The sequence below is a fragment of the Frigoribacterium sp. NPDC087798 genome (genome assembly GCF_044742985.1).
In the GTDB taxonomy this organism is placed as follows: Bacteria; Actinomycetota; Actinomycetes; order Actinomycetales; family Microbacteriaceae; genus Frigoribacterium.
The window spans coordinates 144,232-168,752 of record NZ_JBIUVP010000005.1; the positions used below are offsets into that span (position 1 = coordinate 144,232).

25 protein-coding genes and 1 tRNA gene are annotated in these 24,521 nt (G+C 72.4%); 12 read left to right on the forward strand and 14 right to left on the reverse strand.

All coding sequences use genetic code 11. The features are described from left to right. Positions 1-45 precede the first annotated feature (45 nt). The 5 genes from groL to ACIOSR_RS13400 all read right to left on the reverse strand — a co-directional run bounded on the left by groL (position 46) and on the right by ACIOSR_RS13400 (position 4,364). Positions 46-1,665, reverse strand: a complete 1,620-nt coding sequence (gene groL, locus ACIOSR_RS13380; RefSeq protein WP_043593524.1) for a chaperonin GroEL — start codon at positions 1,663-1,665, stop codon at positions 46-48. Between the two features lie 199 nt (positions 1,666-1,864). Continuing rightward, positions 1,865-2,068, reverse strand: a complete 204-nt coding sequence (locus tag ACIOSR_RS13385; protein ID WP_054146828.1) for a cold-shock protein — start codon at positions 2,066-2,068, stop codon at positions 1,865-1,867. Positions 2,069-2,376: 308 nt separating this feature from the next. Further along, on the reverse strand, positions 2,377-2,949 hold the full coding sequence (locus tag ACIOSR_RS13390; RefSeq protein ID WP_402752870.1) for a LytR C-terminal domain-containing protein: 573 nt from the start codon (positions 2,947-2,949) through the stop codon (positions 2,377-2,379). 17 nt (positions 2,950-2,966) lie between these two features. After that, positions 2,967-3,254 (reverse strand): DUF3263 domain-containing protein, encoded by a 288-nt coding sequence (locus ACIOSR_RS13395; RefSeq protein ID WP_056043106.1) that lies wholly within the window; start codon positions 3,252-3,254, stop codon positions 2,967-2,969. 135 nt (positions 3,255-3,389) lie between these two features. Then, positions 3,390-4,364, reverse strand: a complete 975-nt coding sequence (locus tag ACIOSR_RS13400) for a DUF2332 family protein (protein ID WP_402752871.1) — start codon at positions 4,362-4,364, stop codon at positions 3,390-3,392. Between the two features lie 91 nt (positions 4,365-4,455). On the opposite strand from ACIOSR_RS13400, the gene msrB reads away from it, so the two are divergent. Continuing rightward, the gene (gene msrB / locus ACIOSR_RS13405) at positions 4,456-4,857 is read left to right on the forward strand and encodes a peptide-methionine (R)-S-oxide reductase MsrB (protein WP_043593533.1); all 402 of its coding nucleotides are present in this window, start codon (positions 4,456-4,458) and stop codon (positions 4,855-4,857) included. Then, a complete protein-coding gene (locus tag ACIOSR_RS13410; RefSeq protein WP_402752872.1) occupies positions 4,857-5,402 on the forward strand; it encodes a nitroreductase family protein in 546 nt (181 codons plus the stop codon). The genes msrB and ACIOSR_RS13410 overlap by 1 nt, the downstream gene beginning before the upstream one ends. A gap of 46 nt (positions 5,403-5,448) precedes the next feature. Here ACIOSR_RS13410 and ACIOSR_RS13415 read toward each other — a convergent pair whose 3' ends face one another. Next, positions 5,449-5,631, reverse strand: coding sequence for a hypothetical protein (locus ACIOSR_RS13415; RefSeq protein WP_055974590.1), 183 nt, complete (start codon positions 5,629-5,631; stop codon positions 5,449-5,451). 145 nt (positions 5,632-5,776) lie between these two features. Here ACIOSR_RS13415 and ACIOSR_RS13420 point away from each other — a divergent pair. Then, positions 5,777-5,849, forward strand: a tRNA-Thr gene (locus ACIOSR_RS13420). A 35-nt stretch (positions 5,850-5,884) separates the two neighbouring features. Here the strand turns inward: ACIOSR_RS13420 and ACIOSR_RS13425 are convergent. Further along, complete coding sequence (locus ACIOSR_RS13425) at positions 5,885-6,382, reverse strand: MarR family winged helix-turn-helix transcriptional regulator (RefSeq protein ID WP_082460032.1); 498 nt, start codon at positions 6,380-6,382, stop codon at positions 5,885-5,887. A 35-nt stretch (positions 6,383-6,417) separates the two neighbouring features. Between ACIOSR_RS13425 and ACIOSR_RS13430 the strand changes: the two genes are divergently transcribed. After that, on the forward strand, positions 6,418-7,563 hold the full coding sequence (locus ACIOSR_RS13430) for an FUSC family protein (protein ID WP_402752873.1): 1,146 nt from the start codon (positions 6,418-6,420) through the stop codon (positions 7,561-7,563). Between the two features lie 31 nt (positions 7,564-7,594). On the opposite strand, the gene ACIOSR_RS13435 is transcribed toward ACIOSR_RS13430, so the two are convergent. Then, the gene (locus tag ACIOSR_RS13435; RefSeq protein WP_123571699.1) at positions 7,595-7,840 is read right to left on the reverse strand and encodes a hypothetical protein; all 246 of its coding nucleotides are present in this window, start codon (positions 7,838-7,840) and stop codon (positions 7,595-7,597) included. 64 nt (positions 7,841-7,904) lie between these two features. Between ACIOSR_RS13435 and ACIOSR_RS13440 the strand changes: the two genes are divergently transcribed. From ACIOSR_RS13440 to ACIOSR_RS13460, 5 genes are all read left to right on the forward strand, one after another. Next, positions 7,905-8,186, forward strand: a complete 282-nt coding sequence (locus tag ACIOSR_RS13440; RefSeq protein ID WP_402752874.1) for a hypothetical protein — start codon at positions 7,905-7,907, stop codon at positions 8,184-8,186. A gap of 183 nt (positions 8,187-8,369) precedes the next feature. Next, positions 8,370-9,392 carry a 3-oxoacyl-ACP synthase III gene (locus ACIOSR_RS13445; RefSeq protein ID WP_056043127.1) on the forward strand — a complete coding sequence of 341 codons (1,023 nt, stop codon included), beginning with the start codon at positions 8,370-8,372 and terminating at the stop codon, positions 9,390-9,392. Then, on the forward strand, positions 9,389-12,166 hold the full coding sequence (locus ACIOSR_RS13450; protein ID WP_402752875.1) for an alpha/beta fold hydrolase: 2,778 nt from the start codon (positions 9,389-9,391) through the stop codon (positions 12,164-12,166). Before ACIOSR_RS13445 ends, ACIOSR_RS13450 begins: the two co-directional genes overlap by 4 nt. Next, positions 12,163-13,146 (forward strand): NAD-dependent epimerase/dehydratase family protein, encoded by a 984-nt coding sequence (locus ACIOSR_RS13455; RefSeq protein WP_402752876.1) that lies wholly within the window; start codon positions 12,163-12,165, stop codon positions 13,144-13,146. The genes ACIOSR_RS13450 and ACIOSR_RS13455 overlap by 4 nt, the downstream gene beginning before the upstream one ends. A gap of 159 nt (positions 13,147-13,305) precedes the next feature. After that, positions 13,306-14,514: an alcohol dehydrogenase catalytic domain-containing protein gene (locus ACIOSR_RS13460; protein ID WP_402752877.1), complete on the forward strand. Its 1,209-nt coding sequence runs from the start codon at positions 13,306-13,308 to the stop codon at positions 14,512-14,514. Between the two features lie 122 nt (positions 14,515-14,636). Here the strand turns inward: ACIOSR_RS13460 and ACIOSR_RS13465 are convergent, their stop codons facing one another. Next, positions 14,637-18,137 (reverse strand): bifunctional proline dehydrogenase/L-glutamate gamma-semialdehyde dehydrogenase, encoded by a 3,501-nt coding sequence (locus tag ACIOSR_RS13465; RefSeq protein WP_402752878.1) that lies wholly within the window; start codon positions 18,135-18,137, stop codon positions 14,637-14,639. Between the two features lie 204 nt (positions 18,138-18,341). Here ACIOSR_RS13465 and ACIOSR_RS13470 point away from each other — a divergent pair, with 204 nt between their 5' ends. Both ACIOSR_RS13470 and ACIOSR_RS13475 read left to right on the forward strand, forming a co-directional pair. Continuing rightward, positions 18,342-19,391, forward strand: a complete 1,050-nt coding sequence (locus tag ACIOSR_RS13470) for an ATP-binding cassette domain-containing protein (protein ID WP_123571702.1) — start codon at positions 18,342-18,344, stop codon at positions 19,389-19,391. Further along, complete coding sequence (locus ACIOSR_RS13475) at positions 19,388-20,242, forward strand: ABC transporter permease (RefSeq protein ID WP_123571703.1); 855 nt, start codon at positions 19,388-19,390, stop codon at positions 20,240-20,242. Before ACIOSR_RS13470 ends, ACIOSR_RS13475 begins: the two co-directional genes overlap by 4 nt. A gap of 59 nt (positions 20,243-20,301) precedes the next feature. On the opposite strand, the gene ACIOSR_RS13480 is transcribed toward ACIOSR_RS13475, so the two are convergent. After that, positions 20,302-20,994, reverse strand: coding sequence for a TetR/AcrR family transcriptional regulator (locus ACIOSR_RS13480; protein WP_158612926.1), 693 nt, complete (start codon positions 20,992-20,994; stop codon positions 20,302-20,304). An 86-nt stretch (positions 20,995-21,080) separates the two neighbouring features. On the opposite strand from ACIOSR_RS13480, the gene ACIOSR_RS13485 reads away from it, so the two are divergent. Next, complete coding sequence (locus ACIOSR_RS13485; RefSeq protein WP_402752879.1) at positions 21,081-22,328, forward strand: MFS transporter; 1,248 nt, start codon at positions 21,081-21,083, stop codon at positions 22,326-22,328. On the opposite strand, the gene ACIOSR_RS13490 is transcribed toward ACIOSR_RS13485, so the two are convergent. From ACIOSR_RS13490 to ACIOSR_RS13505, 4 genes are all read right to left on the reverse strand, one after another. Beyond that, the gene (locus tag ACIOSR_RS13490; RefSeq protein ID WP_043597179.1) at positions 22,321-22,557 is read right to left on the reverse strand and encodes a hypothetical protein; all 237 of its coding nucleotides are present in this window, start codon (positions 22,555-22,557) and stop codon (positions 22,321-22,323) included. The two genes, ACIOSR_RS13485 and ACIOSR_RS13490, sit on opposite strands and share 8 nt — an antisense overlap. 49 nt (positions 22,558-22,606) lie before the next feature. Next, positions 22,607-22,816: a DUF2945 domain-containing protein gene (locus ACIOSR_RS13495; RefSeq protein ID WP_056043151.1), complete on the reverse strand. Its 210-nt coding sequence runs from the start codon at positions 22,814-22,816 to the stop codon at positions 22,607-22,609. 147 nt (positions 22,817-22,963) lie between these two features. Beyond that, entirely contained in the window at positions 22,964-23,728 is a 765-nt protein-coding gene (locus ACIOSR_RS13500) for an SDR family oxidoreductase (protein ID WP_402752880.1), read from the reverse strand. A gap of 59 nt (positions 23,729-23,787) precedes the next feature. Further along, positions 23,788-24,513, reverse strand: a complete 726-nt coding sequence (locus ACIOSR_RS13505) for a LysR substrate-binding domain-containing protein (RefSeq protein WP_402752881.1) — start codon at positions 24,511-24,513, stop codon at positions 23,788-23,790. Positions 24,514-24,521: the final 8 nt, after the last annotated feature.

Below are 24,521 nucleotides of genomic sequence, written 5' to 3' on the forward strand. Positions count from 1 at the left end.
AACCGCCCTTGAGCGTGTGCGCGGCGTGAGCCGCGCGGATGCGGACTAGAAGTCCATGCCACCCGAGGGGTCGCCGGCCGGGGCCGGGTTCTTCTCGGGCTTGTCGGCGACGACGGCCTCGGTCGTGAGGAACAGACCGGCGATCGACGCGGCGTTCTGCAGAGCCGAGCGCGTGACCTTGGCGGGGTCGATGATGCCGGCGGCCAGCATGTCGACGTACTCGCCGGTCGCGGCGTTGAGGCCCCAACCGATGTCGAGCCCGCGGACCTTGTCGGCGACGACGCCGGGCTCCATGCCGGCGTTGAAGGCGATCTGCTTCAGGGGAGCGTCGATCGCGACGCGGACGATGTTCGCACCCGTCGCCTCGTCGCCCTCGAGCTGCAGGTTGGCCAGAGCGGTCTTGCCGGCCTGGATGAGAGCGACGCCACCACCGGCGACGATGCCCTCTTCGACGGCGGCCTTCGCGTTGCGCACGGCGTCCTCGATGCGGTGCTTGCGCTCTTTCAGCTCGACCTCGGTCGCGGCACCCGCCTTGATGACGGCGACGCCACCGGCGAGCTTCGCGAGGCGCTCCTGGAGCTTCTCGCGGTCGTAGTCGCTGTCGGTCGCCTCGATCTCGCTGCGGATCTGACGGACGCGGCCGGCGATCTGCTCGTCGTCGCCGGCACCCTCGACGATGGTCGTCTCGTCCTTGGTGATGATGACCTTGCGGGCACGGCCGAGCAGGTCGAGCGTCGCGTTCTCGAGCTTGAGACCGACCTCTTCGGCGATGACCTGACCACCGGTGAGGATGGCGATGTCCTGGAGCTGAGCCTTGCGACGGTCACCGAAGCCGGGGGCCTTGACGGCGACCGACTTGAAGATGCCGCGGATCTTGTTCACGACGAGCGTGGCCAGGGCCTCGCCGTCGACGTCCTCGGCGATGATCAGCAGCTGCTTGCCCGACTGGATCACCTTGTCGACGATCGGCAGCAGGTCCTTGATGTTCGAGATCTTCGAGTTGACGATGAGCACGTAGGCGTCTTCGAAGACGGCCTCCTGACGCTCGGGGTCGGTGACGAAGTACTGCGACAGGTAGCCCTTGTCGAAGCGCATGCCCTCGGTGAGCTCGAGCTCGGTGCCGAAGGTGTTGCTCTCCTCGACGGTGACGACGCCCTCTTTGCCGACCTTGTCGATCGCCTCGGCGATGAGCGCACCGATGGTGGGGTCGGCGGCCGAGATCGAGGCCGTGGCAGCGATCTGCTCTTTGGTCTCGATGTCCTTCGCGTCGGCGAGCAGCTGGTCGGAGACGGCCTGGGCGGCCTTCTCGATGCCGCGCTTCAGCGAGATGGGGTCGGCACCGGCCGCGACGTTGCGCAGACCTTCGCGGACGAGGGCCTGGGCCAGCACCGTCGCGGTGGTCGTGCCGTCACCGGCGACGTCGTCGGTCTTCTTCGCGACCTCTTTGACGAGCTCGGCACCGATCTTCTCGAAGGGGTCGTCGAGCTCGATCTCCTTGGCGATGGAGACGCCGTCGTTCGTGATGGTGGGGGCGCCCCACTTCTTCTCGAGCACGACGTTGCGACCACGCGGGCCGAGCGTGACCTTCACCGCGTCGGCCAGGATGTTCAGGCCACGCTCGAGGCCACGACGGGCCTCTTCGTCAAAAGCAATGATCTTAGCCATGTGTGTTTTTCGTCCCTCCCGGACGTCATGAAGCAGAAGCATTGGCACTCACGTGTCGCGAGTGCCAGCAACGATTCTGGCACTCGCCCGATGAGAGTGCAAGTGACGTGACGGGGCCCGGACGCACGAGCACGCCGCCACGGTGGACCGTGACGGCGTGCGGCGTGGGAGTGGGCGCGGCGAGGCGCTCCGGCGGGCCTCAGGCGAGCCGGACGGACTCCGCCTGCGGCCCCTTGTCGCCCGTGCCGACCTCGAACACGACGGCCTGGCCCTCTTCGAGCACCTTGTACCCGCTCATGTCGATGGCCGAGTAGTGCACGAAGACGTCCTGGCCGTCACCCTCGACGGTGATGAAGCCGTAGCCCTTCTCCGCGTTGAACCATTTGACGGTCCCGTTTGCCATGGTGTCGCTCCCCTTTTGCTGTGGTGGTACGGCGCGTGCGGTGCTGCAGGGCCGGGTCGTCGACGCAGCGACCTGCGAACCCGGACGGGACAGCGTCACTCGTGCAGAACACCAGGTCGGCGAGCCGTGAGGGGCGACCAATTCCAGATGGTAACCACGGGAAAAGCGGAAAAGCGCGCCTCGACCGAGAAACACCCGCAGAAAACGAGGATTTCACCGGTTATTAAACGTGGGCGTAACACGGGAGGTGCGGTGAGGGCCCGACGGGACCCGCGCCTCCTCGGATCGATGCCGCGGGAGCGGCGTCTTCAGGCGCGGTAGTCGGCCCCGAGGACGATGGTGACAGCGGCACCCGGGAAGGCGTCGCTCGCCTCGACGTCGGTGATGCCGAGCTGCTGGGCGAGCCCGAGCGCCGCGGCCTCGTCGTCGGCCGCCGAGTAGTAGACGGTCGACGTCGCGACGAGCTCGCTCGCGTTGCCCTGGGTGCCGACGACCCACCCGGCGGTCTCGAGCCGCTCGGAGGCCGAACCGGCGAGCCCGGCGGTGGCCGTGCCGTTCAGGACGGTGATGGTGGTGACCGAGGGGTCGACCTGCGAGGGGTCCGTCAGCGGGGCCACCGTCGGCGAGGCCGTCGGGGTCACCGTCTCCGTCTCGGGCGCCTGGGCCTCGGCGGTGCTCGACGTCGAGGGGTTGACGAACTGAAAGCTGTTGTTCGCGACCCCGAGGTAGACCACGCCGGCACCGACCAGCACGCCGACGGCCAACGCGGCCCAGGCGAAAGCGATCCAGCCGCTGCCGGGGCGCTTCTCGGCCCGGTGGGCTCCGACGCGGTCGAGGTCGGCGGGGACGTCGTCGAACCGGTCTCGGTCGAATTTCGGCATGCGTGGTCTCTCGTGGGTCAGCGGGTCGGACCGAACGAACGGGTCGATCGGGCGTCGCGGCGGGCGACTCGCAGGCGCTGCAGGCGGCCGACGAGCATGGGTGCGTAGGCCAGTGCAGCGGGTCGGTCTATGAGCGAGTTGAGCAGTTGCTGGTAGCGGACGATCCCGAGGCCGAACTCGCGACGGACGGCGGCCTCCCGGGCACCGGCGGCGGCCGGGGCGTGCTGCTCGAAGTCCAGGACGGCACGGTCGAGCTCGGACAACGCGCTCGAGCGCACGTCGTCACCTGTCGCCTTCTCGTCCATCGTCGAGGCCCTCCCCTGGGTTCCGGGTCATCCTATGGGCGGCGCCCCGACCGATCGCGGAGGCCGGGGGCGTGGTCCGACAACCCGTCCACCCGCTCGGGGAGCCGCCGGGTGTCGCGAGCGCCCGACCCGCGGTCAGGCCGTGAGGTGCAGCCGCGTGCCGTGGGCGTCCCCCATGCCCAGCACCCGGCCGTCGAGGGCGAGGGCCGCGAACGCGTCGTCGGGAGACACCCTCGGCGGCACCTCGGCGACCACGTCGCTCAGCAGGTCGCGCCGTTCGTACGAGATCCACCGCGCGCCCAGCCGGCCGACCTCGTCGACGAAGGCCTGACGCCGGCGACCCGGCAGGTAGACGAGTGTGCCCGTCGAGACGACGACGAGCGTGACGCCCGTCGGGGCCTCGGCCGCGAGCGGGGCGAGACCGTCGACGGCGTCCGCCGCCACGAGACGAGGAGGCGCGGTGCGGGCGAGCGCGACGGCCCGCCCCAGCAGGTCCCGCCGATCGGCGCGCTCGGGGGGCAGCAGCGTCGCGAGCCAGGCGACCTGGTCGGGGTCGCGGACGTCGACCGGGTCGAGGTCGATCCCCGCCCGCCAGACGATCTCGGGAAGCGGGGCCGTCGGCAGCTCCGCCTCGGACCGGGCCGCGCCGTCGACGACGACGTCGATCCCGAGCTGCACCGTGCTCGACGGATCGCCCCAGCTCCGGTCACCCGAGCGGTAACCGTAGCGGTCGACACCGAGGCAGAGCCCGGCCGAGGCGCCGACCTCGATCAGGGCGATCGGGCCCGGCACGCGAGCCAGCGCGATCGACAGCGGCGCGCAGCGGCGCACGTCGTTGGTCTGGGTGAGCCGTCGGCCGAGTTCGGCCACGACGTCGTCGGAGCGGGCGAGCAGCCAGGGCCGCAGCACCGACCAGGGGCCGTGCGGCGCACCCAGCCACCGGCAGACCGCGAGGACGAGGACGGGCTGGCGCCGCGCCTCCTCGGCTCGATCGACGACGGCGAGCGCCGCCGGATCACCCGCGACGCCCCGCGCGAGTTCTGCCTGCGACGGCGACCCCTCGCGGTCGAAGGCGAGGGCCGCGGCCAGGAAGCGGTCGGAGGTGCTCACGAGCAGGAGTCTGACAGCCCGGTGGGGGCCCGGGAATCGTGCACCGGCCGACCGTGTTGAATGAGGAGTCCCGACAAGCAAGGAGATCATCGTGGCGTACAAGATCGAGAAGACCGACGAGCAGTGGCGCGAAGAGCTCGACGCCGAGCAGTACTCCGTCCTGCGGGAGGCCGCCACCGAGCGCCCGTGGACGGGTGAACTGCTCGACGAGAGCCGTGCCGGCGTCTACGCCTGTGCGGCGTGCAGCGCCGAACTGTTCAAGAGCGGCACCAAGTTCGACAGCGGCTGCGGCTGGCCCAGCTTCTACGAGTCGGTGAACCCGGACGCGGTCCAGCTGATCGAGGACAACTCGCTCGGCATGACCCGCACCGAGGTCCGGTGCGCGAACTGCGGTTCGCACCTCGGCCACGTGTTCCCCGACGGTTTCGGCACGCCGACCGGCGACCGTTACTGCATGAACAGCATCTCGCTCGACTTCAAGGCCGCCGAGTAGTGAGCGCCGTCGCCGACGCCGCCCGACGTCGTCGGTCGCGGTCGAAGGTCACCGACGTCGCGCCGACGCACGAGCAGTTGCTCGACGCGGTGCGGTCGGCGGCGACGGTGGCGGACCACTCCGAGCTGAGGCCCTGGCGCCTGATCGAGTTCCGCGGAGACGACCGGCTCGTCGTGGGCCGGTCGCTGGCCGACGCGGGCGGGGCCGAGGGCCACGCCCGCGACAAGCTCACGCAGAAGGCGCTGCGGGCGCCGCTGATCGTCGCCGTGGTCGTCTCGCCCCGCGACAGCCGCAAGGTGCCCTACTGGGAGCAGGAATCGGTCGCCTCGGGCGTCGCGCACCTGCTGTCGCTCGTGCTCGACGACGAGGGCTGGGGCGTTTTCTGGCGCACGGGCGTCCTGACCCGGGCTCCCGAGGTGGCGGCCGCGCACGGCCTGCGCGAGGGCGAGCAGTTGCTGGGCTGGCTCTACGTGGGCGGACGCGACGCTGACGACGCCAAGCCTCGCAAGCTGCTCGACCCCGAGCAGTTCGTCAGCACGCCGTAGCGGGTCGACCGCCCTCGGCGGCACCCGGTCGCGGGTGCCGCGCCGGTCACCAGGTCTTGTGGCTGTTGCCGATCACCGTGATGGGCAGCCAGAACGACCCGGTCATCAGGACGATGCCCCCGAAGAAGACGAAGGCGTTGGGCTCGCCCGAGCCGAACGAGTAGGCGAACAGGGCGAAGCTGACGAAGAGCATGGCGAGCGAACCGAGCGCGGTCAAGATCGTGGACAAGGGGGCTCCTCAGGTCGGTGCGTCCGGCGGGCGCGGTGCGCTGCGTCTACTTCACCACTTCTCGGCCTCGGAACGCCAATCCTGCGCCGACCGCATGCTGCTCGCCGGGTGAGGAGGCGCGGGCTGGGTAAGATGGGCACGCTCCGCCGGCCTGGCGCAATTGGTAGCGCATCCGACTTGTAATCGGAAGGTTACGGGTTCGAGTCCCGTGGCCGGCTCTCTTCTCCCGCCGTTCCGACCAGACGCTCACGGCTCACCCCTCGAGGGCGACGAGCAGGTGACGCAGGCCGTCCGCGACGGCTGGGCGCGCCTCCTCGGGCAGGGCGGCGAGCACGGCCCGCTCGTCCGCGAGCTGGACCTCGAGCACGCGGTCGATCAGACGGCGCCCGGCCGCGGTCGGCGCGACGAAGTAGCCACGGTGGTCGGCGGGGTTCGCGGAGCGATCGACGAGGCCTGCCGCGAGCAGCCCCTTGACGCGCTTCGTCACGGCCGGCGGTGAGAGCAGGGTCTCGTCCGCCAACTGCGTCGGACTCATCGGTCCGCCGCGGCGGGTCAGGGCGGCGAGCAGGTCGAAGTCCGCGCGCCCCAGGCCGAACTCGGCCAGCAAGTCGTCGCTACGACGCTGCACGATGCGGGCGAGCCGGTTCACCCGGCCGACGACCGGGATCGCCGAGACGTCGAGGTCGGGCCGGAGTTCGCGCCACCGGTCGTGGACGTCGTCCATCACGTCTCGGAGCCCGGGATCGGTCATGCCCTTGAGCCTAGCGATGCTTCACGAGTAAAGTGATGCGCAGATCATTCACCCGTGAAGCAGTTCGACGACGAGCGCCCACGCCGCGCCGACCAGAGGACCGCCACATCACGACCACGACCCCCACCCACCGCCTGCTGCCGCACCCACGCGACCTGGTCCGCTTCGGCCCACACGACGGCGCCCACCGTCCGGCCGCCCGCGTCGCCGCGTCCGTCCTGGCACCGATGGTCGTGCTGGCCCTGATCGGCCACGTGGAGTGGACGCCCTACGCGGTGTTCGGGGCCTTCGCCTCGGCTTTCGGCCGGGGGCTGCCCCGCTTCCAGCGGCTCGAGATGCAGCTCGAGGCCGGGCTCGTCCTCGTCGCCTGCGTGGTGCTGGGCACCGCGCTGGCCGCCTCGGCGGCCCCGGTCTGGCTGCTCGTCGTCACGATCGGCATCGTGGCCGGCATCACCTCGGCCCTCTCCGACCTGCGCCGCTGGAGCCCGCCCGGGCCGCTCTTCTTCGTCTTCGGCCTGGGCGTCACCGCGTTCGTGCCCGCGACCGGGTCGACCGTCGCCGTCGCAGCCGTGGTCGCCCCGGCGAGCCTCGCACTCGCCCTGCTCGCGTCGCTCGCGGGCGTGCTGCTGCCCGCCGGTCGTCGCGCGCTCGCGACCGTCGACGGACGCCGATGGAGGCGCGGGCCCCGTCCCCTGGACGGCCGGCGGACGGTCGTCCACGCCGCCGTCTGCCTGGTCGCGTCGATCGCGGCCGGGCTGATCAGCCTCGGTCTCGGCGTGCAGAGCCCGTACTGGGCCATGGTGTCGGCCGTGGTACCCGTCGTGGGGACCGCGACGGCGGGCCAGCTCGTGCGGGCCGGCCACCGCCTCCTCGGCACCCTCGTCGGGGTGGGCCTCGCCGCTCTGCTGCTGGCGTGGCACCCCGGGGTCGCGGCCCTGATCGTCGCCTTCGGCGTGCTCCAGTTCGCGACCGAGCTGCTGATCGTCCGCAACTACGGGCTCGCGCTGGTCACCATCACGCCCATGGCGCTCGGCATGCGGGCACTCGGCGGCGCACCCGTCGACGTGGGCGCCCTCGTGGCGGCCCGGTCGGCCGACACCGCCATCGGGGTGGGCGTGGTGGTCGTCGTGCTCCTCGCGACGCACCGGCTGCGGAGGCCACGGCCGGAGGCGTCCGTCTGACCCGAGGGGCCGGGTGGCCCCGGCCGAGCGGTCAGGCCTGGCGCGCCCTCGCCCGGCGGCCGTCCTTGCTCCACCAGACCAGGTCGGCGACGCCCTGCGCGACCAGCAGCACGGCGACGATCAGGATGATGACCGTGATCGCCTGGACCGGTACCCCCGAGGCGATGTTGAGCACCTGCACGACGAGGCCGAACAAGCCGATCAGCACCTCGAACACGGCGGGCACCACGGCACCCGTCTTCGTCAGGGTGAACCAGGGTCGCCGCAGGTCGCTCATGCACCCGAGGGTACAAGGTGCGCGGGCTACGATCGCCTGGACCCCGATCCGCCGAGGAGGCACCGTGCGACGACGCGACGTCCACGTCGATCCCGACGTGCCGAACTGGCTGCTCACCAAACGCGGCGGCCTCGCCCTGCCCCTCGTCACGTCGTTCTGCGCGCTCGTCGTGATCGCGAGCATCGTCGCCGCCCTGACGGTCGGCGGCGGCCACGTCACCGTCGTCACCGTCGTCGTCGTCGCCGCCGGCCTGGGTGCCGTCACCTGGGCGGTGGCCGACCTCGTCTGGTGGACGCACGACGACCGCCGCCGCATCGTCCGGCTGCCCCGCGACCCCGGGGCCTGACGCCGGAACCCCCGGTCACATGCCGTTCAGGGCATGGACGTGCCCCGTCAACCTGGCAACCACCCAGCGTGCGCCGCCGTAAACTGACTGATGCACCGAACCGGTGCCCACGACGTTCGGCTCCGCTCGCGACCCCGCGCGCGCGTGCAGCCCCACCCCGCCACAACTCGACAGGGAGTTCCGTTGAACGGAAACGCTACGACCCGGCACAGCAACGTCGCGTTGCTGTCGGTCACCAGCACCATGGCCGACCGGGTCACCACCTCCGAGAGCATCGACGAGAAGCTCGGCCCCGTACTCAAGCGCCTCAAGCTGCCCACGGGCCTGCTGCAGCGCGTCGCCGGCGTGTACGAGCGCCGCAACTGGAGCACCGAGCAGAGCTTCGACGCGGCGGCCATCGACGCCGGCAAGCGTGCGTTGGCCGAGGCCGGCATCCGCCCCGACCAGGTCGGCCTGCTGATCAACACGTCGGTCACGCGCCCCCACCTCGAGCCCTCGGTCGCCGTGCGCCTGCACCACGGCCTCGGCCTGCCCTCGTCGGCCACGAACTTCGACATCGCCAACGCCTGCCTCGGCTTCGTCAACGGCATGACCCTCGCCGCCCAGCTGATCGACGCGGGTCAGATCGACTACGCCGTCATCATCGACGGCGAGGACGCCGACGACGTCCAGGTCAACACGATCGACCGCCTCCTCACCAAGGGCTACGGCCGCGACGATTTCATGAGCGAGTTCGCCAGCCTCACCCTGGGCTCCGGGGCCGCCGCCGCCGTCATCGGCCGCGCCGACCTCCACCCCGAGGGCCACCGCATCGTCGGCGGCGTCACCCGCGCCGCCACCGAGAACTACGACCTCTGCGTCGGCAGCGTCGACGGCATGTTCACCGACGCCAAGGCCCTGCTCAAGCGCGGCATGGAACTCGTCGTCTCGGCCTGGAAAGAGGCCAAGCGCGACTGGAACTGGCAGCGCATGGACCGCTACATCATGCACCAGGTCAGCGACGTGCACACGGGTGCCTTCGTCAAGGCCGCCGGCATCGACAAGAAGCTCGTCCCGCTCACCTACCCGACCCTCGGCAACGTGGGCCCGGCGTCGATCCCGATCACGCTGGTCGAAGAGAGCAAGACCCTCAGCAAGGGCGACCGCGTCCTGTTGATGGGCGTCGGCTCGGGCATCAACACCGCGATGATGGAGCTCGCCTGGTGAGTCGGCTCCCGCGGTCCGCCTCCGCCACGGCGCCGGCGTCACGTCCCCCCGCGGGTCTCGACGGGCTCGACCCGTCGTGGTCGCGTCTCGTCGACGTGCCGTACGGGCTCGGCGCACACCGCGCCTCCCGCACCTGGCACGTCCTCGACAACGCCGAGGCCCTGGCCGAGGTCGGCGCCGAACCGGTCGGCACCATCCTCTGCGTGCACGGCAACCCGACCTGGTCGTACCTCTGGCGCCGCCTCGTCGCCCGCACGGTCGAGACGGCCGTCGCCGGGGGGCCCGCGTGGCGCGTCGTCGCGGTCGACCAGCTCGACATGGGCTTCTCCGAGCGCACGGGCTCGGCGCAGACGCTGGCCCGCCGCGTCGCCGACCTGGGCGACCTCACCGACGCCCTCGAGGTCACCGGGCCCGTCGTCACCCTCGGCCACGACTGGGGCGGCGTCGTCTCGATGGGCTGGGCGGTCGACCACCCCGACCAGCTGGCCGGGCTCATGCTGCTCAACACCGCGATCCACCAGCCCGAGGGCGAGAAGATCCCCGCTCCCCTGCGCCTGACCCTCGCCCGCGGCGTGCTGGGCCGGGCGACCGTCGGCACCACCGGGTTCCTCGACGTGACCCTCGGCCTCGCCCACCCGCCGCTCTCGCCCGAGGTCAAGGCCGGCTTCCGTGCCCCGTACCGCCAGGCCGACCGCCGCGGCGGCATCGGTGGCTTCGTGGCCGACATCCCGGTCGACGACGGGCACGTCAGCAGCCCCGAGCTCGACCGCATCGCCGAGGGCCTGCGCGAACTCACCGTCCCGGCCCTGATGCTCTGGGGCCCGCGCGATCCGATCTTCTCCGACCGGTACCTCGACGACCTGGTCGGCCGCCTACCGCACGCCGACGTGCACCGTTTCGAGGGTGCGGGCCACCTCGTCGCCGAGGACGTCGACTACGCCGGAGCCGTGCTCACCTGGCTGGGCGACCGGCTACCCGGCGGGACGGCCGCCGTCGACGCCCCGGCCCGAGCCGCCACCGAGGCCCGAGTCGCCGCCCCGGTCGGAACCGAGGAGGCGCGGGTGGCCTCCCCGCAGGACCGCCCGCTCTGGTCGTACCTGGACTCCCTGGCCGACAGCCCGGCCACCGCGCTCGTCGAGATGGCACCCGCGGGTGCCGACGGCCCGCGTTCGATCAGCTGGAGCCTGCTCGCCCGTCGCGTCCACGAGATCGCGCTCGGTCTGCGGAAGCACGGCGTGCGCCCCGGCGACCGCGTCTCGCTGCTCGTCCAGCCCGGTGCCGACCTGACCGCGGTGCTCTACGCCTGCGTCCGCCTCGGTGCCGTCGTGGTCGTGGCCGACGCCGGTCTCGGCATGCGCGGCCTGACCCGCGCCGTCCGCGGCGCGTGGCCCGACCACGTGATCGGCCAGCTCCCGGGACTCACGGCGGCCACCGCCCTCGGTTGGCCGGGCCGCAAGATCTCGACGACGACGTTGCCGCCGGTCGCCGCCCGGGCACTCGGCGTCGAGGCCTCGCTGCCCGAGATCGCCGCCCTCGGCCGCCGCGCCCACGGTGCCCTCGCCGAGCTGCCCGACGCCCCCACGGCCGACGCCGAGGCCGCCATCCTGTTCACCTCGGGCTCGACCGGCCCCGCGAAGGGCGTCGTCTACCGGCACGGCCAGCTGACGGCCCTGCGCGACGCCCTGGCCGAGCAGTACGACGTCGGTCCGGGCACGGGCCTGGTGGCAGGCTTCGCCCCGTTCGCCCTGCTGGGCCCCGCGCTCGGGGCGACGAGCGTCACCCCCGACATGGACGTCACGAAGCCGCGCACCCTCACCGCCCGGTCCGTCGCGGCCGCCACGGCGGCGGTGGACGCCACCGTGGTGTTCCTCTCCCCCGCCGCGCTCGCCAACGTCGTCGCGACGTCGGACGACCTCGACGACGTGGACCACCGCGCGCTGGCCGGCGTCGAGACCTTCCTGTCGGCGGGCGCGCCCGTCTCCGAGGCGCTGCTGGCGGCGGCCGGCGACCTCATGCCGAACGCGACGCCCCACACGCCCTACGGCATGACCGAGGGCCTGCTGATGACCGACGTCACGCTCGAGGGCGTGCGCTCCGCGGCCGCCGACCGTGGGGCAGCCGTCGCCGCGGGTGCGCCCGACGCCGGCGGGGTCTGCGTCGGGCTGCCCGGCGCGACCACGACCGTGCGGATCGCTCCCCTCGACGACGGGGGCCGCGCCTCCTCGGCGTTCACCGACGCCCCCGGCGTCTCGGGCGAGATCGTCGTCTCGGCGCCCCACGTCGAGGACCACTACGACCGTCTCTGGCTGACGCACCGCCTCAGCCGCCTGGGCTCGACCGCCGAGACCCGATGGCACCGCACCGGCGACGTCGGGCACCTCGACGCGCAGGGTCGACTCTGGGTCGAGGGCCGCCTGCCCCACGTGATCACGACGTCGACGGGCGTGCTGACGCCGGTGGCATCCGAACAGGCCGTGGAGGCGCGAGCCGCCATCGCGCGCGCCGCCGTCGTCGGCGTCGGTCCGGCCGGCACGCAGCAGGTCGTCGTCGTGGCCGAGACCGTCCCCCCGGCTCGTCGCCCGGGGCTGGCGTCCGCGGCCCTGGCGGCCTCGGTCCGCTCGGCCGTCCGGTCGGCGTCGGGTCGACCCGTGGCCGCGGTGCTCGTCGTGCCGCAGCTGCCGACCGACGTGCGGCACAACAGCAAGATCGACCGCACGGGCCTGGCCGCGTGGGCGACGTCCGTGCTGTCCGGCGGCCGGATGCGTCGCCCGTGAGGGTGCTGGTCACCGGCGCGAGCGGCCTGCTCGGCGGTGCCGTCGCCCGCGCCGTCACCGACGCCGGACACGATGTCACGACCTTCCAGCGTCGGCCCTCCGGCGTGCCCGGTGCCCGCGACGTGCTCGGGTCGATGACGAACCCGCGGGCCGTCGCCGCCGCCGTCCGCGACCAGGACGCCGTCGTCCACCTCGCGGCGAAGGTGTCGCTCACGGGTGACCCCGCCGAGTTCGAAGCCGTCAACGTCGGGGGCACGCGCTCCCTGGTCGAGGCGATGCGCGCCTCCTCGGTGCCCCGGCTGGTCTTCGTCTCGTCGCCGTCCGTGGCGCACGCCGGGTCGTCCATCGTCGGCGACGACGCCCTGCCCGCCTCGCCCGGACACGCTCGAGGCGACTACGCCCGCACCAAGGCCGCGGCCGAGCGGGTCGCCCTCGGGGCCGCCGACGCCGACCTGCGCGTGGTGGCCGTCCGCCCCCACCTCGTCTGGGGACCGGGCGACACGCAGCTCGTCGAGCGGATCGTCGACCGTGCGCGCTCCGGCCGCCTGCCGCTGCTCGACCACGGCGCCGCCCTGATCGACTCCACCTACGTGGACAACGCCGCGTCCGGCATCGCCGCCGCGCTCGCACGCGTCGACGAGGTCAGCGGCGAGTCGTACGTGATCAGCAACGGCGAGCCCCGCACCGTCGCCGACCTGATGGCCGGCATCTGCGCGGCCGCCGGTGTGCCCGCGCCTCGCCTGCGGGTGCCGGCCGGGATCGCCCGTGCCGCGGGGTCGTTGGTCGAGCGCGTCTGGGCCGTGCGGCCGGGCACCGACGAACCACCCATGACGAGGTTCCTCGCCGAGCAGCTGTCCACGGCGCACTGGTTCGACCAGCGGCGCACCCAGCGCGACCTGCGGTGGACACCGGCCGTGAGCGTCGACGAGGGCCTGAGTCGTCTCGCCGCCTGGTACGCCGCCGGGCAGCCCGCCGTCTGAGGCCCGCCGCCCGGCCACCCTCGGGTCGGAGGGAACCAGGGCGAGGCGGCGTCCCCCGTTCTCTGTGTGAGGGCACACGTCGCTCCGGCGTCGTGCCGCCTACCGTCGCACGGGTACCGGGCAGCTCCGGTGCCCAGGGCTCAACGGAAGGACCATCCCATGAAGGCAGTCGTCTGGCACGGCATCGGCGACATCCGACTCGACGAGGTCGCCGACCCCACGATCGTCGACCCGACCGATGCGGTCGTCCGCATCACCCGGAGTGCGATCTGCGGCACCGACCTGCACTTCGTGCGCGGCACGATGGCGCCCATGGCCGAGGGCACGATCCTCGGTCACGAGGCGGTGGGCGTCGTCACCGCGGTCGGCGACGACGTGCGCGGCTTCAGTGCCGGTGACCGGGTCGTCATCAACTCGACGGTGTCGTGTGGCACCTGCCGTTACTGCCGCCAGGGCCAGACCGCTCAATGCGACGTGGCGAACCCCAACGGCCCCGACGCCGGCACCTGCTTCTTCGGCGGCCCGGCCTCGACCGGCCCGGTGAACGGCCTGCAGGCCGAGCAGGTGCGCGTCCCGTTCGCGCAGAACACCATGCACCGCCTGCCCGACACGGTCAGCGACGAGCAGGCCATCCTGTTGAGCGACATCTTCCCCACCGGCTGGTTCGGCGCCGAACTCGCCGGGGTCACCCGCGGCGACGTGGTCGCCGTCTTCGGTGCCGGCGTCGTGGGCCAGTTCGCGATCGCCTCGGCCTTCAAGCAGGGCGCGAGCCGCGTGATCGTGGTCGACCGTGAGGAGACCCGCCTGGCGCAGGCGCTCGCCCAGAACGCCGAGATCGTGAACTTCGACGAGGAGGACCCGGTCGAGACCATCAAGCGCCTCACCGGTGGCGCCGGTGTGGACGCCGTCATCGACGCGGTCGGCGTGGACGCACAGCACGCGAGCCACGGTCCCGCCGCCCCCGACTCCGACACGGCCGCCGAGTTCACCGCCGAGGTCGAGCAGGTCGCCCCCGACGCGAACCCGCAGGGCGACCAGTGGGTGCCCGGCAACGCGCCGACCCAGGCCCTGCGCTGGGCCGTCGAGGTCGTGGCGAAGTACGGCCGCATCGGAGTCATCGGCGTCTACTCGCCGACCGTGACGTCGTTCCCCTTCGGCGAGGCGATGCTGAAGAACCTCACCATCCGCATGGGCAACTGCGACCACCACTCGGTGACCCCGCCGCTGATCGACCTGGTCGCGTCCGGCCAGTTCGACCCCACGGCGTTCATCACCGAGCACGAGGGCATCGGCTCGGCCATCGAGGCCTACGAGGCGTTCGACCGCCGCGAGCCCGGCTGGACCAAGGTCGAGGTCGTCCCCGGCTAGGGGCTCGGTCGGCGGGGTTCCCGTCGCTCCCGGCGGGCCATCGCTGACCCGCCGTGATTGGCACGAACCCGCCGGTTCCCGAAGGGTCCGGCGGGTTCGGGCGTCTGCGTGCGCCGGCGGGGTCAGATGACCGAGGCGCTCCAGTCGTCGGGGTTGCCGAAGCGGTGGGCCGTGATGGCGACGGCCTGCTCACGCAGGAACGGCAGCAGTTCGAGGCGGCCGGTCGGCGTGACCGGGGCCGCGAACACGGCCACCGCCGGGTCGCCGCCCAGGGCGTCCGCCAGGGCCGAGGAGGCGCGGGTCGCGTCACCGGCACCGGTCACCAACCGCACGCGCTCGGTCGACAGGCGCCCCGCACGCACCCGGTCGTGCCACGTGGCGTCGTCCTCGTGCACGACGTCGGAGGCCGCGAGGCCGAGCGCACGGACGAGGGCGCCGGGCAGCTCGACCGACGACGACACCGTGAGCGGCGCACCCGAGCGCCGTCCGGCGAGCAGCACGCGGACCACGTCGGCCGGGGCCGCGCCGTCGGCGGCGCGGATCGTGACGGGCAGGGGACGGTAGCGCAGCAGGTCGCGCTCGAGGCCGAGGTCGCTCACGTCGCGGGCGACGCCGAACTCGGTGGCCCAGAAGTGCTCGTCGCTGGCGGCGGCGGCCCGCAGGTCGTCGGAGGCCGACGCACCCGACGCCCCGAGCAGGGGCGACGCGGCCTCGAGGGCGGCCAGGGCCTCGCGACCCGGGCGCGCCTCCTGCGGTTCGGTCAGCGTCGTCGGCTGCCAGGACCCCAGGTGCACGAGGTAGTTCGGCCCGCCCGCCTTGGCGCCGGCACCGACCGACGACTTCTTCCAGCCGCCGAACGGCTGGCGACGCACGATCGCCCCGGTGATGCCGCGGTTGACGTAGAGGTTGCCCGCCTCGACGCGGTCGAGCCAGGTCGACAGCTCGGCGGGGTCGAGGGTGTGCAGACCCGCGGTCAGGCCGTAGTCGGTCGCGTTCTGCAGCTCGATCGCCTCGTCGAGCGTCTTCGCGGTCATGACGCCGAGCACCGGGCCGAAGTACTCGGTGAGGTGGAACTCGCTGCCCGCGGCGACGCCGGCGCGCACGCCGGGCGACCAGAGGCGCCCGGTGTCGTCGAGTCGCTTCGGCTCGACGAGCCAGGTCTCGCCCGCGCCGAGCGTGGTGAGCGCACGTTCGAGCTTGCCGTGGGCCGGCTCGACGATCGGGCCCATCTGCGTGGTGGGGTCGGAGGGCAGTCCGACGCGCACGGTCGACGCCGCGTCGACGAGTTGACGGCGGAAGCGCTCGGAGGTGGCGACCGAGCCGACCAGGATCACCAGGCTCGCCGCCGAGCACTTCTGACCCGCGTGGCCGAAGGCCGACTTGATGACGTCGGACGCGGCCAGGTCGAGGTCGGCACTGGGGGTGACGATGATGGCGTTCTTGCCGCTCGTCTCGGCGAGCAGGGGCAGGTCGGTGCGCCAGCTGGTGAACAGCGCGGCCGTCTCGAAGGCGCCGGTGAGGATGACGCGGTCGACCGACGGGTGCGACACCAGGTGACGACCGAGGTCGCCCTCGTCGACGTCGACCAGCTTCAGCACCTCGCGGGGCACGCCGGCGTCCCAGAGCGCCTGGACCATGACGGCCCCGCTGCGCTTGGCCTGGCCCGCCGGCTTGACGACGACGCTGCTGCCCGCGGCGAGCGCGGCGAGGGTCGAGCCGGCCGGGATCGCCAGGGGGAAGTTCCAGGGCGGCGTGACGAGGGTGAGTCGCTCGGGGACGAACGTCGCACCGTCGACCCGGTCGAGTTCTTCGGCGAGGTGGGCGTACCAGTTGGCGAAGTCGATGGCCTCGCTGACCTCGACGTCGCCCTCGGCGACCGTCTTGCCGGTCTCGCTCGCGGCGACCTCCATCAGGTCGGCGCGGCGGGCCGACAGCGTGGCCGCGGCCTCGCGCAGGATCGCGGCACGACCCGCGCCTCCGCGGGCAGACCAGGCGGCGGAGGCGGCGACGGCCTCGGCGACGATCGCGTCGAGCGTGGCCTCGTCGGTCACCCGGGCGGACTCGATCAGCTCGATGCCGAGGCGCGAGTCGGCCGAGCGGGCGGCGATCTCACGACCCCAGGCGCGGTTGTCGGCCAGGGCGGGGTCGGTGTCGGGCTCGTTGTCGAAGCCGCTGCCGGCCGCGCGGGGCTGCAACGCCTGGGCCGCGTCGAGGCGGCTCTGCACGCGGTGCGGTGCCGGGGTGTCTCCGTCGACCTCGGCGAGGGAGGCGAGGAACCGGCCCTTCTCGCGCTCGAACATGGCCTCGTTCGAGGCGAGTTCGAACACGGCGGACATGAAGTTCTCGCTCGACGCGTTCTCCTCGAGGCGGCGGATCAGGTAGCTGATGGCGACGTCGAACTCGCGGGGGTGCACGACGGGCGTGTAGAGCAACAGCCCGCCGACGTCGGCCTTGACCAGCTCGGCCTGCCCCTCGGCCATGCCCAGCAGCATCTCGAACTCGACCCGGTCGCTCACGCCACGGGCCTCGGCGAGCAGGTGGGCGAAGGCGATGTCGAAGAGGTTGTGGCCGGCGACGCCGACGCGGACGGCACGGGTGCGTCCGGGGGTGAAGGCCCAGGTGAGGACGCGCTTGTAGTTGGTGTCGCTGTCCTGCTTGGTGCCGTAGGTGGCGAGCGGCCATTCGTGCACCGTGGCGTCCACGGTCTCCATCGCGAGGTTCGCGCCCTTGACGATGCGCACCTTGATCGCGGCCCCGCCGGCGTCGACCCGCTCGGTCGCCCAGGCGGTGAGGTGCTGCAGGGCGCCGAGGGCGTCGGGCAGGTAGGTCTGCAGGACGATGCCGGCCTCGAGGCCCTTCAGCTGCGGCTGGTCGAGGAGGCGCGTGAAGACCGCGATCGTCAGGTCGAGGTCGCGGTACTCCTCCATGTCGAGGTTGATGAACTTCGGCTTCGGCGACCGGGCGGCGAGTTCGTACAACGGGGTGAGCTTCTCGACGACGCGCTCGACGGTCTCGTCGAAGGCCCACATCGAGAGCTGGCTGACGATGGACGAGACCTTGATCGACACGTAGTCGACGTCGTCGCGGGCGAGGAGCGCCCGGGTGCCGGCGAGGCGGTGCTCGGCCTCGGCGTCACCGAGGACGGCCTCGCCGAGCAGGTTGAGGTTGAGCCGCGTCCTGTCTTTCTTGATGTTCGCGATGGCCGCACCGAGCTTGGCGGGGCGGGCGTCGGCGATGAGGTGGCCGACCATGCCGCGCAGGACGCGACGGGCGATCGGCACGACCACGCCGGGGAGCACGGGTGCCATGACGCCGCCGAGACGCACGGCGGAACGCATGTGCCACGGCAGGAAGGCCGGTGCCTGCTTCGCCAGGGTCGACAGGTTGCGGGCCGCGACGCCGAGGTCCTCGGGCCGGACGACCCGGTCGACGAAACCGATCGTGAACGCGAGGCCCGACTCGTCCTTAAGGACCTGGGCGAGCAGGTGGGCCGAACCGGTGCTCGGGGCGCCGGACGCCTCGTGCGCCCAGCGGCGGGCGAGGGCGACGGCGTCGTCGCCGATGCCGACGGGCAGGAGCTGTTCAGCGGTGGACGGCCCCGCCGTCTCGTCGATGGTGGTCATGGGATGAATGTAGGGCGGAACTTGCCACCTGGCAAGGTTTGACACGAGACCGTAACGTGCCCGCGCCTCCTTCTCCACGAGGGGTCGATCGGCACTGGCGGCGAGGGCCGGACAGCGCTACCTTGGGCGCGTTCAGGCGGTGCACAGCGCCCGCCAAGACGGACCCGTCTGCGGATGGACGGGCCCCCTGCACCGGGAGCACCCATGGCGATGATCGAGGCCCGCGGCCTCACGAAGACCTACCGGTCGAAGTCCGGCCCGGTCCACGCACTGACCGGCCTCGACCTGATCGTGCCCGAGGGCACCGTCAAGGCGCTGCTCGGGCCGAACGGCGCGGGCAAGACCACGGGCGTCAAGATGCTCACCACCCTCGAACGTCCGGACGCCGGCACGGCCACGATCGCCGGGCTCGACGTCGTCGCCGACGCCCAGGCCGTGCGCCGCTCGATCGGCGTCTCGGGGCAGTACGCCGCGGTCGACGAGAACCTCACCGGATTCGAGAACCTCGACATGATCGGGAGGCTGTACCACCTGGGCAGCCGCGTGAGTCGGGACCGCGCCCGCGAGCTGATCGAGGTCTTCGACCTCGCCGCTGCGGGCGACCGGCCGGTCAAGGGCTTCTCCGGCGGCATGCGCCGACGGATCGACCTCGCCGGGGCGCTCGTGACGAACCCGCGCGTGCTCTTCCTCGACGAGCCGACGACGGGGCTCGATCCCCGCAGCCGCCTCGCCCTGTGGGACATCATCACCGGGCTGGTCGACGGTGGCACGACGGTGCTGCTGACCACGCAGTACCTCGAGGAGGCCGATCGCCTGGCCGACGACATCTCCGTCATCGACGGCGGCGCCGTCATCGCCGAGGGCACGGCCGACCAGCTCAAGGCCCAGGTCGGCGGCCACCGCCTCGTCGTCGCCCTCGTCGACGAGGCGCGGGCCGACCAGGCGGTCGAGGTGCTCCGGCGGCACGGTGACTCCGAGCCGGCCGTCGGGGCCGACGGCCGCCAGCTCGAGGTCGCGGTCACCGACGGCCCGACCGCCCTGCAGCGGACGCTCGCCGACCTCGGGGCGGCCGGCATCGAGCTGCACGACGCCGGCATGCGACGACCCACCCTCGACGACGTGTTCCTCCAGCTCACCGGCCACCGCGCGGCCGACGACGACGCGGGCGACGACCACGACTCCCCCGACGACGACCCGGCCGGCGGTCGAGGTCGCGGTCGGCGCGGTGCGAAGAAGAGAGAGGCACGGGCATGACCACCACCGGAACCACCTCCGCCCTGGCGCAGACGCTCGTCCCGTCGACCGACACGGGCCTCGGCACCTGGGCCTCGGACGGCTGGACGGTCACCAAGCGCAACCTGATCAAGGTGAAGCGCTCGCCCGACATGCTGATCTTCGCCGTGCTGCAGCCGATCATGTTCGTCCTGCTCTTCAGCCAGGTCTACGGCGGTGCCATCGCGGTCCAGGGCACCGACTACACGCAGTTCCTCATGGCGGGCATCTTCGCGCAGACCGTGGTCTTCGGCTCGACCTTCTCCGGTGCCGCCATGGCCCAAGACCTGAAGGAGGGCATCATCGACCGGTTCCGCACCCTGCCGATGAGCCCGTCGGCCGTGCTGATCGGTCGCACGAACAGCGACCTGGCGCTCAACACGATCTCGATGGTCATCATGATGCTCACCGGTCTCGCCGTCGGCTGGAGGGTGAACGCCTCACCTGCCTCGTTCGTCGGCGGGGTCGCCCTGCTGCTGCTGTTCAGCTACTCGTTCAGCTGGGTGATGGCCCTGCTCGGCATGAGCGTCAAGACGCCCGAGACCATCAACAACGCGTCGTTCATGATCCTGTTCCCGTTGACCTTCGTCTCGAACGCGTTCGTGCCGAGCGACACCCTGCCGACCGTGTTGAGGGTCTTCGCCGAGTGGAACCCGGTGTCGTCGCTCGTGCAGGCCGCCCGCACCTCGTTCGGCAACCTGGGCGCCACGCCGGTGCCCGACATCTGGACGATGCAGCACCCCTACGCGACCGTCCTGCTCGGCATCACCGTGATGCTGGTGGTCTTCGTGCCGCTGTGCATCCGCAAGTTCCAGCGCATCAGCGCGAAGTAGCGGACGCCGGACGCCCGCCACCGGCCGCGGCCGTCGACCGCCCGCCGAGGAGGCGCGGGTCAGCCCGCGTGCCCGGCCGCCTCGCGCACGGCGGCGTCGAGTTCGCTCGTCGGCACCGTGAGGACGCTCGCGATCACGAGGCGCATCAGGGCCGGGACGTCCACGGCGTCGCGCTCGTACAACCACTGCAACTGCAGACCGTCCTGCACCGCGAGCACGACGCGAGCCGCCGACTCGGCGGTGTAGCCGTCGCGCAACCAGCCGCGGGCCTGGGCGAGCCCGAGGTAGGCCGACGTCGACGAGACGATGCGCTCGTAGTAGTCGGCGTAGTAGCGGTGCGCCGGGTGGTCGGGTGAGGTGGCCTCGGCGGACGCCGTGATGAACAGCGAGATGACGACCGGCACGTCGACGTTGTACTCGGCGAGCGCGACGAGCTCGTCGACGCGCATGCCACCGTCGTCGTCGAAGTGGCGTCGCAGTCGTTCGTCGCGCCGCCGGAGCACGGCCATCAGCAGTTCGTCCTTGGTCGGGAAGTAGTGCATGAGCGACTGGTGCGAGACGCCGCACCGCCGCGCGATCTCGCGCAGGGTGGCACCGTGGAACCCGACCTTGCCGAAGACCGGCAGGGCCGCGTCGAGGATCGCCTCGCGCTTGGCGATGCCCTTGCGGTAGCGGCCGGGTTCGCGCACCGCAGCGACCGGCGGGACGTCGGTGACGTCGGCGCGGGTCGTGTCGGGCTCGGGGGCGTCCATCGGGGTCAGCCTAGGTCGTCCCCGCGCGGATGACGACGCCGCGGGACGCGGCGTCCGCACACGGTGCGTCGGCATAGAGTTCAGCGGTGCCGTGGTCGCTGCTGAGAACGCCTGCCTTCCGGGCCCTCTGGGTCGGGCGCCTGTTCTCGTGGGTGGGCAGCGGCTTCGCGCCCCTGGCCATCGTCTTCGCGGCGATCGACCTGGGGGCCGACGCCGTCGACCTCGGGCTCGTGGTCGTCGCCCGGTCGGTGCCCAACATCGCCCTGGTGCTGGTGGGCGGGGCCCTCGCGGACCGCTTCTCGAAACGCACCGTCGCGATCGCCTCGTCGTGGCTGTCGGCGGCGTCGCTCGTCGTCGCGGCCGCCCTGATGCTGACGCAGACCGAGACGTTGCCCACCCTCGCGGCGGTGGGCGCGGTGAACGGCGCCGCGGCCGCCTTCTTCGGCCCTGCCACGAGCGCCCTGCTGCGCGAGACCGTCCCCGACGACCGGCTGCGGGACGCGACGGTTCTCAGCCGCGTCGGCATGAACGTCGGGTTGGTGATCGGCACGGCGGTGGGCGGGGCCGTGGTGGCGACCGCCGGATCGGGCGTCGCCCTGGCCGTCGGCGCGGTCGTCTTCGTGGTCGCGGCGGCCGTCTTCGTCTGGTTGCCCCGGGACGGCGCCCGCGCCTCCGGAGGGACGTCGGTGCTCGAGGACCTCGGCAGCGGACTCGGCTTCGTCTGGCGCACGCGCTGGCTCGTCTCGACCGCGGCGCTCGCGTTCACGTTCCAGTTCGCCTTCGCGGGCGGGGTCCAGGTGGTCGGCCCGCTCGTGGCCGACCAGTCGTTCGGACGTCTGCTCTGGGGGTTCGCGGGTGCCCTGCAGACCCTCGGCCTGATCGTCGGGGCGTACTGGGCCGGGGCCCTCCGCGGGCGGCTCCGGTTGTGGGCCGCCTGCCTCGGCGCCGCGGCGCTGGCCCTGCCGCTCGTGCTGCTGTCGTTCGCCTACGGCACCGACCCCGTGGTCTTCGACCCGCTGCACTGGTTCTTCTGGATCAGCCTCGGCCTCTTCGCCGCCAGCGTCGGGCTCGAGGTCTTCACGGTGCCGCTGGACGTGGTCGTCCAGCGGCAGGTGCCGGGGGCCTACCTGGGGCGCGTCTTCTCGTGCCTGACGCTGGCGTCGTTGGCGGGCGTGCCCGTCGGCGAGGTGGTGGTCGGACCGCTCACCCAGGTGATCGGCACCCCGGCCACCCTCGCCGCCCTGGCCGGCCTCGTGGTCGCCGTCGCGGTGGCCGTGGCGCTGAGCTCACGGGTGCGACGGATCGACGCCGGCCAGGAGGCGCGGGTCAGCTGAAGTCGCCGCGCTCGATCGCCTCGGCGTACTTGCGGACGTCCGGGCCGGGCTCGTAGTCGATGAAGCGGTCCTTGACGGCGTCGTTGATCGCCTTGAAGGACTCCTCCCACGACTCGCCCGAGTGGGCTGCGGCCGCGTCGCGGACGGCGTCGCGCAGCACGTTGTCGGCGTCGGTCAGGATCTTGTCGCGCGCTTCGTCGTTCCAGCGCACGTCGTTCAGGTCGGCCATGGTGTTCTCCTCGTGGGGTGGGGCGGTGGTGGGTGGGGTGCGGCTGGTGCTACTTCTTCTTCGGGCTCAACGACGAACCCTTGTGGGCGGCCTTCGCCCCGCTCTTGTCGCTCTCGACGACGAAGTAGGGCTCGTCGTCCGAGGCCTTGAACTTCTGCCCGTCGAGCTGGAACTCCTCGACGCGCTTCTCCACGACCGTGCCGTGGGTCTCGCCCTGGGGGGTGTTCCAGGTGACGTGATCTCCCTTGCTGAACGACATCGCGCCTCCTTGGTGTGTCGATCCGTCCGTCGGCGTCCGGTGCCGCGCGGTGGTGGCGTGGACGGTACCCCGCCTGCGCCGACCCGTCACCCAGCGACGCGGGGTACAGGGCGCGGCGATCCGTGGTCGGGCGGCGGGCCGGACCGGTCAGACCGAGAAGCCGCCGTCGGCCTTGATCAGCTGGCCCGAGATCCAGCGTCCCTCGGGCGACAGCAGGAAGCGCACGACCCGACCGAGGTCGGTGGGCGTGCCGAGACGGCCGGTCGGTTGCCGCTCGATGCCGCTCGCGCGGATCTCGTCGTCCATCCAGCCCGTGTCGATCGGCCCGGGGTTCAGGGCGTTCGACGAGACGCCGAGGTGCCCGAGCTCCCGGGCGGCCGCGACGACGAGCCGGTCGAGGGCGCCCTTGCTCGAGCCGTAGGGCAGGTTGTGCACGACGTGGTCACTCGTCAGGGCGACGATGCGGGCACCCTCGTCGAGCAGGTCGACCGGGGGCAGCTGCTCGGCGAACGCCTTGATCGCGAGCCACGCCGCCCGCACGTTGACGGCGTAGTGCGCGTCCCAGCTCTCGAGCGTCGTGTCGAGGATCGACGAGTCCACGCTGTGCGAGTGCGACAGCACGAGCGCCGTCACCGGCCCCAGGTCGTCGTTCACCGCCCCGAGGAGGCGCGCGGGGGTAGCGGGGTCCGCCAGATCCGCCGGGTACACGGCCACGCGCGCACCCGCGGCCTCGAGCTCGGAGACGAGCGAGCCCACGTCGACGGCCGCGAGTCCCCAGGGCATGGCGGCGTCGTAACCGTCCCAGGTGGTCAGCGCGAGGTCCCAGCCGTCGGCGGCGAGCTCGTGGGCGATGCCGTTCGCGATCGAGTTCGTGCGGCCGGCACCGGTGAGCAGACAGATCTTCTTCGACATGCGGGGCTCCTTCGACACCCGCTCAGCTTGGCAGACCGGCCGGCCCGTCGGCGAGGGGGTCAGCGCCCTCGGCGCGGTCGGCTGCGACCGGTGCCGCGCTGGGGCCCTCGGCCCTTCGGCGGCGTGCGCTTCGGCTTCGCCCCGCGCGGGTCGGGAGCCGACCCCTTGCGGGCCGGGGCCTCCTGCTCGGGCTCGTCGCGCCTCCTCGACCGGGAGCTGCGGGCCGTGCGACCCCGCACGACGCCGATGAAGTCGTCGAGGTCGTCGGTGAGCTCGCCCTCGGGCCAGACCAGCGCGATCGTGGTCGGCGGCAGGTCGGCGACGTAACGGTAGGTGACCTCCTTCCGGGCGTGCAGCCGTGCCAGCGACTGCGGCATGACGGCGACGCCGGCCCCGGTCGCGACGACGGACACGGCATCGGCGAGCGACAGGGACGGGTCGAGGTCGTGCCGGTGCTCGTCGGCGAACGCCACGGCCTCGACCTCGTCCTCGGCGCCGGCCGCGGCGACGGCGTGGTCCTTCGGCACGACGACGACGGCCCGCTCGTCGTAGAGCCGGATGACCGACAACCCCTCGACCTCGATCGGCAGTCGGGCCAGGACCATGTCGACCCGGTCGTCGCCCCGGTCGTCGTCGAGGGCGGGCACCGCGTCGAGGTCGGCGAGCGGCACGAAGGCCAGCGGGGTCTCGGGGCGGCGCTCCTCCCAGAGCCTCGACCACTTCGACAGGGTCACGCCGGGCACGACCCCGATGCGGAACGGGGCGCGGGTCGGCTCGGTCGTCATGGGTCGAG

Excerpts from the sequence above, each read along its gene's own strand:
- groL (WP_043593524.1), bottom strand. The coding sequence starts at position 1,665 with ATGGCTAAGATCATTGCTTTTGACGAAGAGGCCCGTCGTGGCCTCGAG.
- ACIOSR_RS13385 (WP_054146828.1), bottom strand. The coding sequence starts at position 2,068 with ATGGCAAACGGGACCGTCAAATGGTTCAACGCGGAGAAGGGCTACGGC.
- ACIOSR_RS13390 (WP_402752870.1), bottom strand. The coding sequence starts at position 2,949 with ATGCCGAAATTCGACCGAGACCGGTTCGACGACGTCCCCGCCGACCTC.
- ACIOSR_RS13395 (WP_056043106.1), bottom strand. The coding sequence starts at position 3,254 with ATGGACGAGAAGGCGACAGGTGACGACGTGCGCTCGAGCGCGTTGTCC.
- ACIOSR_RS13425 (WP_082460032.1), bottom strand. The coding sequence starts at position 6,382 with ATGACCGATCCCGGGCTCCGAGACGTGATGGACGACGTCCACGACCGG.
- ACIOSR_RS13430 (WP_402752873.1), top strand. The coding sequence starts at position 6,418 with ATGCGCAGATCATTCACCCGTGAAGCAGTTCGACGACGAGCGCCCACG.
- ACIOSR_RS13435 (WP_123571699.1), bottom strand. The coding sequence starts at position 7,840 with ATGAGCGACCTGCGGCGACCCTGGTTCACCCTGACGAAGACGGGTGCC.
- ACIOSR_RS13460 (WP_402752877.1), top strand. The coding sequence starts at position 13,306 with ATGAAGGCAGTCGTCTGGCACGGCATCGGCGACATCCGACTCGACGAG.
- ACIOSR_RS13465 (WP_402752878.1), bottom strand. The coding sequence starts at position 18,137 with ATGACCACCATCGACGAGACGGCGGGGCCGTCCACCGCTGAACAGCTC.
- ACIOSR_RS13470 (WP_123571702.1), top strand. The coding sequence starts at position 18,342 with ATGGCGATGATCGAGGCCCGCGGCCTCACGAAGACCTACCGGTCGAAG.
- ACIOSR_RS13475 (WP_123571703.1), top strand. The coding sequence starts at position 19,388 with ATGACCACCACCGGAACCACCTCCGCCCTGGCGCAGACGCTCGTCCCG.
- ACIOSR_RS13480 (WP_158612926.1), bottom strand. The coding sequence starts at position 20,994 with ATGGACGCCCCCGAGCCCGACACGACCCGCGCCGACGTCACCGACGTC.
- ACIOSR_RS13490 (WP_043597179.1), bottom strand. The coding sequence starts at position 22,557 with ATGGCCGACCTGAACGACGTGCGCTGGAACGACGAAGCGCGCGACAAG.
- ACIOSR_RS13495 (WP_056043151.1), bottom strand. The coding sequence starts at position 22,816 with ATGTCGTTCAGCAAGGGAGATCACGTCACCTGGAACACCCCCCAGGGC.
- ACIOSR_RS13500 (WP_402752880.1), bottom strand. The coding sequence starts at position 23,728 with ATGTCGAAGAAGATCTGTCTGCTCACCGGTGCCGGCCGCACGAACTCG.
- ACIOSR_RS13505 (WP_402752881.1), bottom strand. The coding sequence starts at position 24,513 with ATGACGACCGAGCCGACCCGCGCCCCGTTCCGCATCGGGGTCGTGCCC.